This window comes from Lysinibacillus sp. NPDC048646 (assembly GCF_050272295.1).
GTDB lineage: Bacteria > Bacillota > Bacilli > Bacillales_A > Planococcaceae > Lysinibacillus.
The window spans coordinates 211,750-226,070 of the sequence record NZ_JBNNLZ010000002.1; the positions used below are offsets into that span (position 1 = coordinate 211,750).

At 36.8% G+C, this 14,321-nt stretch carries 15 protein-coding genes, 3 pseudogenes and 1 riboswitch; of the genes and pseudogenes, 11 read left to right on the forward strand and 7 right to left on the reverse strand.

Annotated features, from left to right (window positions below; translation table 11 throughout):
- Positions 1–310: 310 nt before the first annotated feature.
- A riboswitch (PreQ1 riboswitch) is annotated at positions 311–357 on the forward strand.
- A 124-nt stretch (positions 358–481) separates the two neighbouring features.
- The 5 genes from queF (at position 482) to ACQKII_RS03300 (ending at position 3,731) form a co-directional block, all read left to right on the forward strand.
- On the forward strand, positions 482–982 hold the full coding sequence (gene queF / locus ACQKII_RS03280; protein ID WP_010859453.1) for a preQ(1) synthase: 501 nt from the start codon (positions 482–484) through the stop codon (positions 980–982).
- Positions 983–1,287: 305 nt separating this feature from the next.
- The gene (queC, locus tag ACQKII_RS03285) at positions 1,288–1,947 is read left to right on the forward strand and encodes a 7-cyano-7-deazaguanine synthase QueC (protein WP_427456301.1); all 660 of its coding nucleotides are present in this window, start codon (positions 1,288–1,290) and stop codon (positions 1,945–1,947) included.
- A gap of 3 nt (positions 1,948–1,950) precedes the next feature.
- The gene (gene queD, locus ACQKII_RS03290; protein WP_427456303.1) at positions 1,951–2,424 is read left to right on the forward strand and encodes a 6-carboxytetrahydropterin synthase QueD; all 474 of its coding nucleotides are present in this window, start codon (positions 1,951–1,953) and stop codon (positions 2,422–2,424) included.
- Positions 2,417–3,145, forward strand: coding sequence for a 7-carboxy-7-deazaguanine synthase QueE (gene queE, locus ACQKII_RS03295; RefSeq protein WP_427456305.1), 729 nt, complete (start codon positions 2,417–2,419; stop codon positions 3,143–3,145). The genes queD and queE overlap by 8 nt, the downstream gene beginning before the upstream one ends.
- Positions 3,146–3,191: 46 nt before the next feature.
- Positions 3,192–3,731 carry a VUT family protein gene (locus ACQKII_RS03300; protein WP_427456307.1) on the forward strand — a complete coding sequence of 180 codons (540 nt, stop codon included), beginning with the start codon at positions 3,192–3,194 and terminating at the stop codon, positions 3,729–3,731.
- Positions 3,732–4,068: 337 nt separating this feature from the next.
- Here ACQKII_RS03300 and ACQKII_RS03305 read toward each other — a convergent pair whose 3' ends face one another.
- From ACQKII_RS03305 to ACQKII_RS03330, 6 genes and pseudogenes are all read right to left on the reverse strand, one after another.
- The gene (locus ACQKII_RS03305; RefSeq protein ID WP_427456309.1) at positions 4,069–5,676 is read right to left on the reverse strand and encodes a glycosyl hydrolase family 18 protein; all 1,608 of its coding nucleotides are present in this window, start codon (positions 5,674–5,676) and stop codon (positions 4,069–4,071) included.
- Positions 5,677–5,912: 236 nt separating this feature from the next.
- Positions 5,913–6,047, reverse strand: a pseudogene (locus ACQKII_RS03310) (DUF418 domain-containing protein); the annotation flags it as partial.
- A gap of 215 nt (positions 6,048–6,262) precedes the next feature.
- A pseudogene (locus tag ACQKII_RS03315) lies at positions 6,263–6,836 on the reverse strand (LysE family transporter).
- Between the two features lie 40 nt (positions 6,837–6,876).
- The gene (locus ACQKII_RS03320; RefSeq protein ID WP_427456311.1) at positions 6,877–7,299 is read right to left on the reverse strand and encodes a DUF2000 domain-containing protein; all 423 of its coding nucleotides are present in this window, start codon (positions 7,297–7,299) and stop codon (positions 6,877–6,879) included.
- Positions 7,296–8,126: an AraC family ligand binding domain-containing protein gene (locus ACQKII_RS03325; protein WP_427456313.1), complete on the reverse strand. Its 831-nt coding sequence runs from the start codon at positions 8,124–8,126 to the stop codon at positions 7,296–7,298. Before ACQKII_RS03325 ends, ACQKII_RS03320 begins: the two co-directional genes overlap by 4 nt.
- A gap of 310 nt (positions 8,127–8,436) precedes the next feature.
- Entirely contained in the window at positions 8,437–9,207 is a 771-nt protein-coding gene (locus ACQKII_RS03330) for a hypothetical protein (RefSeq protein ID WP_427456315.1), read from the reverse strand.
- Between the two features lie 514 nt (positions 9,208–9,721).
- Between ACQKII_RS03330 and ACQKII_RS03335 the strand changes: the two genes are divergently transcribed.
- From ACQKII_RS03335 to ACQKII_RS03360, 6 genes and pseudogenes are all read left to right on the forward strand, one after another.
- Positions 9,722–10,339, forward strand: coding sequence for an NUDIX hydrolase (locus ACQKII_RS03335; protein ID WP_427456317.1), 618 nt, complete (start codon positions 9,722–9,724; stop codon positions 10,337–10,339).
- Between the two features lie 180 nt (positions 10,340–10,519).
- Positions 10,520–10,717, forward strand: a complete 198-nt coding sequence (locus tag ACQKII_RS03340; RefSeq protein WP_427456747.1) for a DUF5713 family protein — start codon at positions 10,520–10,522, stop codon at positions 10,715–10,717.
- A gap of 86 nt (positions 10,718–10,803) precedes the next feature.
- On the forward strand, positions 10,804–11,409 hold the full coding sequence (locus tag ACQKII_RS03345; protein WP_427456319.1) for a hypothetical protein: 606 nt from the start codon (positions 10,804–10,806) through the stop codon (positions 11,407–11,409).
- Positions 11,410–11,547: 138 nt separating this feature from the next.
- A pseudogene (locus ACQKII_RS03350) lies at positions 11,548–11,832 on the forward strand (CbrC family protein).
- Positions 11,799–12,035: a hypothetical protein gene (locus ACQKII_RS03355; RefSeq protein WP_427456769.1), complete on the forward strand. Its 237-nt coding sequence runs from the start codon at positions 11,799–11,801 to the stop codon at positions 12,033–12,035. Before ACQKII_RS03350 ends, ACQKII_RS03355 begins: the two are co-directional and overlap by 34 nt.
- A gap of 156 nt (positions 12,036–12,191) precedes the next feature.
- On the forward strand, positions 12,192–13,532 hold the full coding sequence (locus tag ACQKII_RS03360) for a DUF6138 family protein (protein ID WP_427456321.1): 1,341 nt from the start codon (positions 12,192–12,194) through the stop codon (positions 13,530–13,532).
- Between the two features lie 67 nt (positions 13,533–13,599).
- On the opposite strand, the gene ACQKII_RS03365 is transcribed toward ACQKII_RS03360, so the two are convergent.
- Entirely contained in the window at positions 13,600–14,307 is a 708-nt protein-coding gene (locus tag ACQKII_RS03365; RefSeq protein WP_427456323.1) for a class I SAM-dependent methyltransferase, read from the reverse strand.
- Between the last annotated feature and the right edge of the window lie 14 nt (positions 14,308–14,321).

Below are 14,321 nucleotides of genomic sequence, written 5' to 3' on the forward strand. Positions count from 1 at the left end.
TCGGGGCAACAAATGTTTTATGTGCGAAAGCGCAGCGGCAGCGACAGGGTGTTTTATGTGCGAAAGCGAAGCGGCAGCGACAGATGTTTTATGTGCGAAAGCGAAGCGGCAGCGACAGGATGTTGGTCACACAAGCTTTTTCACAGGATGTGAAGGTTTTAGCTTGTGTTCCTCTATTTATTGTGGGGGTTGAAGAAAACCCCCACTGATTGAAGTTTCACTTTATCAGAAGATTTTATTTGAAAATTTTCATTTGACGTTTTCCACCATATTTTATATTATGATAGTAGAAAAGAATGCCCGGACTAGAACGGGAGAGGTTCATAGCTGATACCCTCTATAAAAAACTATGGAAACATGACAATATGCCATGTCCATATCGGACGTGGCTTTTTTATGTTTTTACTTATGTTTTAATAGAATGATTAGTGATGACTCTCTTGAAAAGTGTTGGGAAACATTTTATAAGGAGGGTTTTTTTATGTCTGGAAGAAGCCATGAAGAAGGATTGAAGGATTTAACATTATTAGGTAATCAAGGTACACAATATTCATATGAATATGCACCCGAAGTACTGGAGGCAGTAGATAATCTTCATTCAAATCGAGATTATTTCGTCAAGTTTAATTGTCCAGAGTTCACTAGTTTATGTCCACTTACAAATCAGCCTGATTTTGCGACGATGTACATCTCCTATATCCCGGATAAAAAAATTGTTGAGAGTAAATCACTGAAGTTATATTTATTTAGTTTTAGAAATCATGGCGATTTCCACGAAGATTGCGTCAATATCATTATGAACGATTTAATTAAATTACTTGATCCAAGATATATCGAGGTTTGGGGGAAATTTACGCCACGTGGAGGGATTTCGATTGATCCATGGTGTAACTATGGGAAACCAGAAACTAAATACGAAGAAATAGCGAATTATCGTTTAATGAATCACGATCTTAATCCAGAAAAAATCGATAATCGATAAAGTGAAACTTCAATCAGTGGGGGTTTTCTTCATCCCCCACTGATTGTTAGTTGAACTAATCGGGCATTTACGGTCAGTTGATCGCCCACCTAGTGTACTCGTTCTCATCTTTCCACTTGAGGTGGGCGTTTTGTACCTGACGCTTCGCTTTCGGAACAGATAAATTACTGACCGTTAATGCGGGATAAATTTGAAAATCTTATCAATGAAGGAAGAGGTTTTAGCTACCCTCTTAAAAAAAACTAAGAAGAAAACAGCATTTTTCTTAGGGTGCTGTTTTTTTCGTTATAAGGGAGTTTTTACAGATGAAGCAGGAAAAAGCAATTGTTGTGTTTAGTGGAGGTCAGGACAGTACCACTTGTTTGTTCTGGGCACAAGAACGTTTTGAAGAGGTTGAGGCGGTGACTTTTGATTATGGTCAAAGGCATATTTTGGAAATTGAATGTGCAAAGGAGATAGCGGCGGAACTTGGTGTCACGCATCACATTCTTGATATGTCGCTCCTGAATCAGCTTGCTCCGAATGCATTGACACGACAAGATATCGAAGTAGAAGACGGAGAAGATGGCGGGCTTCCATCGACTTTTGTGCCTGGTCGGAATTTGCTCTTTCTTTCATTTGCGGGCGTTTTGGCGAGCCAAGTTGGAGCCAAGCATATCGTAACTGGTGTTTGTGAAACAGATTTTAGCGGATATCCGGATTGCCGGGATATTTTTATAAAATCCTTGAATGTAACGTTAAATTTATCTATGGACGATTCTTTCGTGATTGATACACCGTTAATGTGGCTGAATAAGGCACAGACATGGGAGCTTGCTGATCAGCTTGGGGCGCTTGAGTTTGTTCGGGAAAGAACGTTAACTTGTTATAACGGTGTCATAGCAGATGGTTGTGGTGAATGCCCGGCGTGTAAACTGCGAAAAAAAGGGCTTGATGACTATTTAAGCTTCAGAAAGGAGTCTTAAGGCATGTTTCATTTTAAAATTGTCGAGAAGCTCCAAAAAATAGATGAAGATATTCAAAGGAATCAATTGAACTATCATGCAAAGCGTGTTCTCGTGAGCAAGGAATTTACCTTCGATGCAGCCCATCATTTACATGATTATGAGGGGAAATGCAAAAATTTGCATGGCCATACATATCGAGCTGTATTAGGGTTGAGTGGATACACAGATGAACGCGGTTTGATGATTGACTTTGGTGATATAAAAGAAATTTGGAAACAAAAAATAGAAATTTATTTGGATCATCGTTATTTAAATGAAACGCTTCCATCGATGAATACAACGGCAGAGAACATTGTAGTCTGGATTTACGAAAAGTTAGCGGAAGCCTTGCTTGATGAACAACGATATAACGGGGCACGTGTAGAGTTTATCAGGCTGTATGAGACTCCGACAAGCTATGCTGAAGCGCGACGGGAGTGGATGGAAGTTGAGTAAGGTACCCGTTATCGAGATTTTTGGACCGACCATTCAAGGCGAGGGTATGGTAGTTGGACAGAAGACGATGTTTGTGCGGACTGCTGGCTGTGACTATTCCTGTTCCTGGTGTGATTCATCGTTTACATGGGATGGTAGCGGAAAACATCTGATTGTTCAAATGACAGCAGATGAGATTTGGTCTGAGTTGAAACGACTCGGAGGCAGTGGTTTTTCATTTGTCACGATTTCGGGCGGCAATCCTGCACTCCTTCGAAATTTGGAAGCGCTCATTGCTATTTTAAAAGAAAACGACATAAAGGTCGGAGTAGAGACACAGGGAAGCAGATGGCAAGAATGGCTATATGATATCGATGAACTGACGATTTCACCCAAACCTCCTAGTTCCGGAATGACCACAGACTATACGGTACTATCTGATATCTTCGGAAAACTTCAAAATCGAAACAGTAATCAGCATATATCCCTCAAAATAGTCGTTTTTAATGAAGAGGATTATGCTTATGCTAAGCAAATTCACCTTCGATATCCGGCGATTCCTTTTTATCTACAAGTCGGTAATGATGATATTACGACGACTGATAATCCGCTGCTGATTAGCCATTTATTGGAGAAGTACCAAGCGCTAATTGACAGGGTGATTGAAGATGAGGAGTTAAGAGATGTCAAAGTACTGCCACAGTTGCATGCCCTTGTTTGGGGAAATAAAAGAGGTGTATAGAAGGCAGTTACAAAACGGTCTCTAAATTTACTTGAGGAGTAACATCATGAGAATATTATTTTATTTATTATCTATTGTCATTGCTAATGTAGTAACGGCAGCATTTGCGCCATTACAGTTTGGCATGTTTATCGTTCCAATGGGGACTCTGTTGATTGGCGCGACCTTTATTTTCCGGGATCTTGTGCAAAATAAATATGGTAGAGCAAAGACGTATTTGTTTATTATTACAGCTCTAATCTTATCCGCAGTGGTTTCATTCATACTCGGAGATACACTATTGATTGTGGTGGCATCGGCACTTTCATTTGTTGTCGCTGAAACAGCCGATACAGAAATCTATACCCGATTGAAACTACCAATGGCTTGGCGTGTGTTCTACAGCGGAATTGTTGGAGGATTTCTGGATTCCGTTATTTTCGTAGTCATTGGCTTGAGTCCGCTTGGAGCCAATATGCTGCCTTGGGAAGCAATACCAGCCGCCATTTTGGGACAAATTATTGTGAAGACGATTATTCAAATGTTGGGTGCACTGATTTTAAATCAAGTTCATGTAATTCAGGGAAAACGTCTTACTTTAGAATGATTTTTTGGCTCTTTTTCAAAATATGTACTTGACCGCACATGCCACTACGAGCGGTAAAGCGGCTCATCGTACGCACCCCGGAAAGCATCCAGCCGGAACGGAACTCAATTCTACTCTACTCCAAGTTATGGAGATGAGCCAAATAAGGAAATACCGTCGCGCCTAATGATGTAGGGGCGATTATCTTTATAGGACCGAACAAGATGAAGGATTACTACAAAAAAGGGGAAAGTTAGTTAAAAACAGGGCTGATTCTACACGTTTTGTAGATCAAGCCCTGTTTTTACTATACCTTATTTATCAACACTTTCTTGGAGGAGGGGGGATGTTAATTATTTTATTGTGGATATTTTTCTAAATCTCCACTCGCACGATTAACCATCGCTGCCATTTGCGCTCTTTTAACAAAATCGTTAGGATAAAATCCGCCGTCTTCTTTACCTTTAATAATGCCATGACTACTTAGTTTTAAAATATCTGAGTACGCCCAATGTCCTTTTTGTACATCATAAAAAGGGTATTCATTCGTATTATCTAATGGGTAATCTAGTATTCTCGATAATATTGCTGATAATTGAGCTCTTGTAATTCGAGAATTTGGTTCAAATACATTTGGTTTCGTTCCATTAACAATATTATACTTATGTGCTAGTTCAATAGCCTGTTTTGCCCAATGGTCAGTAGGAACATCTGTAAAATAATTGGCTACCGATTCGTTTTTGTCATGTAAACCTATCGCGTTTGTAAGGATAGTAACAGCTTGTGCCCTTGTTAGATCACCATTAGGGTCAAAAGTGTATTCATTTTTTCCACTTATCCATCCCTTTCTATAAAGAAACATAATATCATTTTCAGCCCAATGATTTTCTGAATCTATAAAATTATGTTCGCCATTCGCCCAAGACGAATAAAATTTCCATATTCCGTTATCTGCTTGCGTTAAATCCCAACTACCAGTTCCTCTTAAATTGTATTTTTCTACTAATCTTAATTTATATTTTAAAGATAAATCATTTTCATACCAAATTGTGTAATTGCCCGTTGTAAGTTTTTTACCACCAATATAAGTTGGTGAATCGCTTTCTCTAACAGTGAATTTAGCATAAGCTGATTTTGAGGTATTATCAAAATAGAGTTTTCCTTTATGATTATTAACTATGCTTTTTACAGATTTATTCGCTACACCATATCCACCTAATTCCTCGTCGTCGTTCCAAATTCGACCGTAAAATGGTAAGCCTAAAACTACTTTCTTTGAATCAACACCTTGATTTAATAAAGATTTAATAGAATTTTCAACAAATGATAAACTAGCGACAGGACCTACTGGACCACCATTCCAACTTTCATCATAGGCCATTAACATTAGGTAATCACTATATTCACTTAGTTTTAAATAATCATAAGAACCATGCCATCCTACCGTCCATCCATTTGGATTTGCAGCAACTGCTATAGATATTGTTTTATCATTAGGCATTTTTTCATTTAATAATCGTATGAAATCTGTAAATACTTCCTTATCGGTATAGTTTAAATTCTCAATATCAATATCTATTCCATCTAAGTTATTTTTTACTACAGAATCTACTAATTGAGTAGATAAAACTTCTCTATTTTTCATAGCAATTTGAGCTAAATTTCTATCCCAGTTGTTAGTAATATATGGAACGACTTTTATTTCTCTTTTGTGTAACTCTTCTATTAAATTTTTATCTATTGAAGATTTTAAACTACCGTCAGCGTTTAATTCATAGAAGTCTGGCGTAGCTGTATTTAACGCACCTAAAGTCATATCTATATTTTCTAAATAGGAGCTAGAAGTTCCACCATATAAATAAGACATATGTATGTCATTTACTGAGGCATCAGCACTAAATGGAGAGGCAAATAATGACGTTAACAGAGCGGGGATTAGAAAATATTTTTTTAATTTATTATTCATACCTTCTTTCCTTCCTAATAAAATAGATTTTATCTACTTAATTATCTATTATTTGGATCAACTATATCAATTATAAAAATATGGTTTAATTGAGTTATTTAGGTTCATCACCTAAACTCGTGGCTGATTTTCCAAAATTCAATAATTTTACATTTTACTATAGAAGAAAAGTGTAAACTCACGTATCGTAATAGTTGACTAGACAAATCACGAATGCAGAAACTTTCAATTTACGCAAATAAAACGAGCATTCGTAAAAAATCATTGAATGACCACCAACCTGAATAATTACTCGTTGTGATGTAAGATAAGTCCCCAAGATATGCAAAAATCCAAATATTTGTGCCAAGAGCAACAGAGAAAAAGTATATTCACAGCAGTCAAAAGTTCTTTATGACACGTGTCATATACTAATTACTGTTTAAAGTAAGGCGCTGTTGATGAACGGATAATCATCCTAAATAAATTAACGAAACATCAACAATAAGATTGACAAAGCCTATAAGAAAAGAGAGGATCTTACTTTAAACAATTTTACTGAGCCACTTTAAAGCTTCAGGTAGATGTCATAGATTTTGATAGGAGTCTACATGACCGTTTTTACTCCAAATGCTATTAACAATATGCCTGTGGATTTTTGGAAGATTAGTTGAAATTTAGGATTTTTTAACCACTTTTTCATATGGTCGATTAGATAAACTAAGACCATAAACCATCCTACCGCTATCAAATTGTGGCATAAAGGTTATGTAGACCAAAACCGTCTTAGGGTTAAGGAAATTACTAATGGCTCCCTGTAAATAAGACTCTTTATAATGATAGTGAAATGACTGGTCAATAGCACACTGATTTTCTTCTTGAACAGCTTTTAATGAAAGTGTACTTTTCGAAAAAAATGCTCGTACACCTAAGTAAAACAAATATGTAGCTCCCAAATACTTGATGACATGGAAAAGAAATAGTGACTGAACAATGGCAACTGATAAACCGAAAACGGCAATAACAGTCCAAAACGTAAGACCTGTTGCCATCCCGAGTATCGTAAAACGTCCGGCTTTTGCTCCGTGGCTAAGTGTATTTTTCATAATAAGTACCGTGTCTGTACCGGGCAACATAGACATCATAAGGGCCATTAAGATATATGCTAGTAAGTTATCCATCTTACTCCTCCTCGTTCTTTTAAAGATTTTTTTAACTTGATTACCTCAACAGAGGGAGGCTTCCAGTTAACCGGTTTACTTTTTTCTTGTCGCCATAGATGCCAAGTCCTAAGTAATTGTAGCCGCATTTGGATGTTTTTTGCAGTTTACTTATGTACGCTTCATACGTTTTACAGCCCTGTGCAGTATCTGAAAAATCGATAACAAGCAGATCAGAAAACGGTTCAGTCAAGGTTTTATCTCTTAATTCTTGGAGAAGGGTAGTGCTCCCTTTTAAGATTGGTATGGGTATTTTCACAATTCCCATATGTTCAATACCAGATTGGTCCACTACTTTGTTACCAACTAACTCAGGAGCAAATCTTCCAAGTGTTACGCCTAGAACAGCTGCTGTGTTGGCGATCAAGCCTATAGATAAATGCTCCTCAATAACAAGCACACATTTTGTCTTGAAATTAGTCATCGTGTTTCTCCTTCATTTTTAAAAATTCTCATATATTGTTTCGGTGTTAACCCAACCTGTCTTTTAAAGAATTTAGTCAAGTGACTTTGATCACTAAAGCCTGTTAAAAAAGTTACTTCGATGGGTTTAATACCTTGTTCCAAAAGCTTTTTTGCATGATTCACTCGAGTTGTTTCCAAGTAACTGTTAGGGGAGATACCCATTTTTTTTGTGAATGTTCTTAGTAAGTGATATTTACTCCATCCGACCAAGGTGCTTAAATCATTAAGCGTTATCGTTTTTGTATAATTTTCCTCAAGATAAATACACACGGTTTTAATCTCATGAGAGGTTTCAGAAGCTGTCGGAAGGATTGTCAAGTCAGAATATGACTGAATGAGCTCTTCCAATAAGTACAAAAATAGTTCCTCTTTCTTAAGTTCATTCTCATCCTGCGAAATTTTTAGATGAAGCTCTCTTAAATCGGTGACAAGCTCGCTATGATATAAAACATTTTGGTTGAAATTTGGTAGGCATTCGTTACCATTGATTCCTAAAACCATTTTTTTCATGGTTTCCGGTGTCACATTGATGCACCGGTAATCCAATGTTTTCCCATCTATCTGCTCGCAACTGTGAGTATCGTATGGGTTAAACAATAATAAGTCCCCTGGGTTAATAATGTATTCTTCACCTTTACATACCAAATAACGTTGACCCTCTTCAATAAATCCAATCACATAATATTCATGAAAGTGCGCAGGAAACTTCTGCATGATTCCTTTAAATCGATAAGCTTCGATGTTTAAATCTGAATCTAGATAAACCGTTCGGATTTCATTTAACATCAGGTACCTCCTATACTGTAATGACTATAATAAAAATATCATTTATTGAACTGATTTTCTTGTACGATATTGCGCCTAACTTGCATAACAATTGCTATTTATAAAATAATTACTAGAAATAAAGAACACCTATTTAGATGAAAATACAGTAATCAACTATTCAAGGGAAGGCTGGATGTTACGACTGACCAAGCTACAACGAAAAATGCAACAACAATAAAACGATCCCACTGAGTTATTCAATGGGATCGTTTTTATTATAGTTCATGAGTGATTATGACGGATTCGTAATAAATGGGCATTCCTTAAATCAATTACAAGAGTACGCTAATATAGCGGAAGATGGGAATGAAGCAAACGTGAAATTCGGCCATATAATGCCTGTAGTATTACCTGTAACGCTTGCTGAAATGACATACATTAAAAATAGCTGGCCATTCCTTAAAAGAACAATTGTCCATCGACCATCACAACCAACTGCAAATGTTGTTGGACCTTGTGATCGTAACATACTTTGCGCTTGTGAAGGATTTTGACTTAAAAATTGAAATCTATTAATCATGTTTTGAGATGGGGCTGGTGGGTTTCTTTGCCCCCCTTGGCCAGGTCCAGGTGTTCCGCCTGGGAATCCACCAGGCATCCCGCCCGGGAATCCACCCGGCATTCCGCCCGGGAATCCGCCAGGCATCCCACCTGGAAATCCACCCGGCATTCCGCCCGGGAATCCACCCGGAAATCCACCAGGCATTCCGCCTGGGAATCCACCCGGAAATCCTCCTGGGAATCCACCCGGCATTCCGCCAGGCATCCCACCTGGGAATCCACCAGGCATTCCGCCAGGCATCCCACCTGGGAATCCACCCGGCATTCCGCCCGGGAATCCGCCTGGCATCCCACCTGGGAATCCACCAGGCATTCCGCCCGGGAATCCGCCTGGCATCCCACCTGGCATTCCGCCTGGCATCCCACCTGGCATTCCGCCTGGCATCCCACCTGGGAATCTGCCCGGCATTCCACCCGGCATCCCTCCCGGCATTCCGCCTGGCATGCCACCAGGAAATCCTCCTGGGAAATTAACCATTTTATCGCTCCTTCTTTTGAGATATAAACTAGGTTATGATAACACCTCTAAATAGGAATGGTTAAATAACCCGATTATTAAAAGTAAGAAATTTTATTTGGATTTTTATAAGCAAGAATATGGAGAATGGAAATGCGTAAAAGAAGCTTTAGTTATTTTGATGTTTTTGGAGGAACGTTTGAAGCTGTTCTAGGAAACTTATAAGAAATGGATGAAGAGGAGATGACAAAGAACCATATAGTAGGGAATCCTATCCAGTTCGTTATAGAGCTAAAAATTTTATTGTTTTTTTAAGGATTCGAAGCGAACACTCGCGACTTCAGTCGTGAGAGGTTCAATAACAGTCTGATTAAGTAATGGATAAGCTGTCGTTTTAATGTTTTGACATTTCATTTGCTAGTGTCCATATGTTTTCTAATAGAAAACATATGAAAGCAATCTGATGTTCTTTAACCATCAAACTATTAGTGATACGATAAAAAAGAATAGAAAATAGCAAGATGGGGGAAATTTCATGTTCCTAGAAAAACTGAAGAATGACTTAAACCAAAATCAATCTCTCTTTATAGGAGAGGAAACAGCTTATCGTTCAGCGATATTGATTCCATTAGTTCAAGTAGATGAAGAATGGCATATTCTTTTTGAAGTTCGTTCATTCACAATGAGAAAACAGCCAGGTGATATAAGTTTTCCTGGGGGTCGAATCGACGCATCAGATCCATCACCATTGGCAGCAGCTGTACGAGAAACAACTGAAGAATTAGGAATTGACCCTAAAACGATTCATATTGTCGGGCAATTAAGTCCTTATATTGCTTCTTCTTCATTTGTCATCTACCCATTTGTCGCAACCATTGACTACAATCAAATTCGTCATGCTTACAACAAAGAAGAAGTGGAAGAGGTATTTACGGTACCACTTCAATGGCTATTCAATTATGAGCCTTATATGCATTTAGTATCTGTGGAACCAGTGCCTTCCCTCGACTTTCCTTTTGATAAAATTATGAATGGTTCACAATATCAATGGAGAACTCGTACAATGGAGGAATGGTTTTTTGATTATGATAAGTATACAATTTGGGGCTTAACAGCTAGGATATTAAAACATTTTTTGGAAATCATAAAATAAGTAAAGGAAGAGACTTTTTTTCGAACTAGAAAGGAATATGTTATTCTATCAATAGCTACATTAATTTTGATATATAAACATAATTTGGAGGATTTCCCTTGAAAAAAGAAATTAACTTTTTAGTAGATAAGGTGTGAAAGCTACAATTGAAGTGGTTGCGAAATATCTTGAAAATGAAGCATATACAAAAAAACAGTACAACAAAAATTAAATGAGATGACCGATAAACTTAATGAGCTTGCAGAAGAATTTGAAGAAAATAGAAGTAGGGTTGAAACCGTTGCAAGAGAATCCATTGCAGATACGGTATTCTTAGTTTTAAAAGCTTATAAAATTGATATTGATATAGAAGAAGCAATTAGAAATAGAGATTGGTAGAAATAATGTTAGTAAAAACATCGCTAAAGTAGAAAGTTTACACTTTAGCGATTGTTTTATATTCATTGAAAGGGAAGGTTACCTTCATGGAGAAATTTGTAGATTCACCATTCTTTACTTATGATTTTTATAGCTTTACGTCAAGAGGAAATCCCGTATTAGTACAATGTCCCAAATGTACAAAATGTGCCCAGATTAAAAGAATCGACAACACTTATATTGTACAATGCGAAAATTGTACTTTCCGTAAAACAAAAGAGGAGCAATATTTAGTAAAAGCCTTTGCACAAGGGGAATGTAAATCCTGTAGACGACATGTAAATATTCAATTGGAAGATAAAGATCGTCATTATAGGAAGTTAAATAAGGAATGCCCTTATTGTAATGCCCTTGTACAATGTCATATCAAAATTAATCCAACAAAAGTCTACTATAAAGAAGTGTCGAATGCAAAAGGGGCAGATCCTATATTTCTACTAGACTTCCATCTGTTAACAAGTTTAGGACCTAATCAACCTATATGGGCGTTAAACAAAAGTCATTTGAAGTATTTAATTGCTTATGTGTCGGATAAATTAAGAACGAAGAACTTTACAGGTAAAACAGCTTCGCATTCGCTACCTGCCTATGTTAAATTAGCAAAAAATCGAGATGATGTATTACGTAAATTAAAACAATTAGAAATGAAATGAATGGGCAGGGATAAATAACACCGATAAGGAGAGAGTAGCCTGTGTAATACATCAGCAGAAGAATTGGAATTAACATGACCTAAATTTAAGTATATAGCGCATCCCATCAAATCAGGTATTTTCAAAACAGACAAAATAGTGACATGTGATTGTTGTGAAGAAGAAATAGAAATATGTCTTGAAAGTGGACTATATGCAATAGAATCAGTCGAGTATCTTTGTCCAACTTGCATTTGGAGTGGGAAAGCGGCAGAGAAGTATAATGGAACATTTTAATCGGATTTATATCATGATGAACGGGTAGTAAATGAGTCATGAGTCGTTTGTAGAAAAATCTTACATCGAACACCAAGTTATATAAGTTGGCAAGGTAATAACTGGCTTGCCCAGTGTACGGATTACTGTGCTTTTATCCCGCATTAACGGTCAGTAATTTATCTGTTCCGAAAGCGAAGCGTCAGGTACAACGCCCACCTCAAGTGGAGAAGGGACCGAGTCAACTAGGTGGGCGATCAACTGACCGTAAAAGCCCGATTGGTTCGGGGCAACAGGATGTTGGTCACACAAGCTTTTTCACAGGATGTGAAGGTTTTAGCTTGTGTTCCTCTATTTATTGTGGGGGATGAAGAAAACCCCCACTGATTGGAGTTTCACTTTATTGGCTATGTAGGGTGGTCGGAAATAGTAGAAAAAGTGATTGAAGATGAAATAGAAAATTTTATAGAAATGACTATAGAAGATTTACAGCTGTACTTAATGAGTCCTAAGGAGGGTTTGAGAAAATGAATTACTTAACATCTGCCAATTTTACAACGCATCTAGAAATCTTTCAACAAGCGATAACTGAAATTCAAACGAGGAGTTGTAAATTGATTGAAGACTATCCTCTCTCTATTAAGTTATCAACGGGAGAAAGTCTATTGCTAACGAGTACTTTAGAATTTTATTTAAATAATCAACTAACGACAACATTTAGTCATGCCGCAGTTAAAGCTTTTTGCGAACAATTGCGTCAGTTGGTAGGGTTCAATAATATTAGTTACACATTGAAAGTTTGGATTGAAAAAAATATTGAGGGACAGTATTTCTCTAGGGAAACAAAAAACTATGATTCTACATATACATTAAAAGAAGGAATGGAGTTAGAAGAGATCAATCTAGAATTACTCAATTTTGTGTGCTATGTAGCCATATGTTATATGAAATATGGTGCAAGTTATGAATCGCTTTCAGCGGATCGCCTTTTTAAATTGGTAGAGGCATCAGGATCAAATGCAGTAGCTAAACTTCGAAAAAATGGTTCGGGGGAACTTTCTATAAGTGAAAGTTCTTATAGTGATAACGATGTTGACTGTAAAGCTAATGATGTCTTTGCCATTATTGATATCAAAATTAACAACGAAAAACAGGTTGCATATGAAAAATCCTTGGATTTTATTATTCAGTTACTAGATTTGAATTTCCCTAAAAGTTATCAAATTAAGTTTTCTAGTTCTGCAAATGAGTACTTGCCAATCGATAATTTACCTCATGTACCTGTTCATAATTTTTTTGCCAATGCTCTAAAGTATCCGAAACTGCATGCCAAAATTAAATTATACGCTGAAAAATCCATGCGAACATATGAGTGGTATATGGATTTAGAGGATGAGGATTGTGCTATGCCGTCCACATTTGCAGTCTTAGGTTTAGGGTTAGTTTCCTCAGAATACTGGCCCTTAGTAAAAAGATATATGGAAACCTGTGATGGAGACCACTCGTTAATCCAAACAGCTTTCACACCTGTGTTTATCAAAAAATTTGGTTTCACATCTGAAACGCTGCCTATTTTCATTAGTTGTGTACTCGCTGTTCAAGAACATGAACATCATGCTATTTTTTGGGAGAAAATTAATGATAAAGTCAGTTTAGAACTATTATTATCCTGTAAAAGAAACATAGTGGAGTATCTTAGTCAAAGCCAGAAAGAGAACTGGAAAGATGAACTTGATGAAATGATTGAATATGTCTGGGAAGGTGTTTGTTACGCTATTTGGGGAGTTTGCTCGAATAAACCAGCTGCTGTAGTGATTTACAGTGCTTCAGAAGAATTAAAACCTCTGTATCAAGAAATTTTGTTATAATTTTTATCATTCCATGAGGTAAGAATTTAATTCATCTTAGAGATGAAGAACCAATTGATTAAACAAGTTATTTAGTACATGAATAAACCCTATAATCTAATACCTCTTCATACTTTAAGTTCATATCATAATGCTTTTCCATGAGCTCGTAAAGTTCAGGTTCAATCTCCTTGGAGTAATGATATTCAGGTACTGAAGAGATTGATTTGTTTTTTTGTATACGTATATTTTTAAAACCAGCCTGTTTAAATAAAGCGATCCAATCCTTTTTCATGGAGAAGGAATCAAATCCATAAAATTGTTTAATTTCTTCTTCACACTTTGCTTCGAGCGGTCGATTAATGGTAAATTCAATGGCAATGAACCGACCGCCATTTTTTAATAAACGAAAGATTTCTTTAAGGGCTTTAGGTTTATTTACAAACGAAAGAACAGATTCAGAAATAATAAAATCAAATTTATGATCCGGTAACAGTGTTTGTTCGATTGAACCATGAATAATTTTAACTGGTAAGCTGTTTTTTTTCATTCTCTTTTTGGCCTTAGCTACCATTATTGAATTGATATCGATGCCAGTTACATTTGTTCCATAGTTGGAAGCTAAATAGGCAGCTGTCTGGCCTGTACCACAGCCTACATCTAAAAGGTGAGAATTATTGTGAATGTTCTCAGACCTGAATATTTCTTTTGTTAGATTAATACCACCAGGATGTGCACCCCCAACACCAAATTGGGACAAAAAATCTAGGTATTTGGATTTTGGCAATAGAACCACCTTCTTTATTCGTC

Coding starts and splice junctions, on each gene's coding strand:
- queF (WP_010859453.1), top strand. CDS start 482: ATGTCTGGAAGAAGCCATGAAGAAGGATTGAAGGATTTAACATTATTA.
- queC (WP_427456301.1), top strand. CDS start 1,288: ATGAAGCAGGAAAAAGCAATTGTTGTGTTTAGTGGAGGTCAGGACAGT.
- queD (WP_427456303.1), top strand. CDS start 1,951: ATGTTTCATTTTAAAATTGTCGAGAAGCTCCAAAAAATAGATGAAGAT.
- ACQKII_RS03300 (WP_427456307.1), top strand. CDS start 3,192: ATGAGAATATTATTTTATTTATTATCTATTGTCATTGCTAATGTAGTA.
- ACQKII_RS03305 (WP_427456309.1), bottom strand. CDS start 5,676: ATGAATAATAAATTAAAAAAATATTTTCTAATCCCCGCTCTGTTAACG.
- ACQKII_RS03320 (WP_427456311.1), bottom strand. CDS start 7,299: ATGACTAATTTCAAGACAAAATGTGTGCTTGTTATTGAGGAGCATTTA.
- ACQKII_RS03325 (WP_427456313.1), bottom strand. CDS start 8,126: ATGTTAAATGAAATCCGAACGGTTTATCTAGATTCAGATTTAAACATC.
- ACQKII_RS03330 (WP_427456315.1), bottom strand. CDS start 9,207: ATGGTTAATTTCCCAGGAGGATTTCCTGGTGGCATGCCAGGCGGAATG.
- ACQKII_RS03335 (WP_427456317.1), top strand. CDS start 9,722: ATGTTCCTAGAAAAACTGAAGAATGACTTAAACCAAAATCAATCTCTC.
- ACQKII_RS03345 (WP_427456319.1), top strand. CDS start 10,804: ATGGAGAAATTTGTAGATTCACCATTCTTTACTTATGATTTTTATAGC.
- ACQKII_RS03360 (WP_427456321.1), top strand. CDS start 12,192: ATGAATTACTTAACATCTGCCAATTTTACAACGCATCTAGAAATCTTT.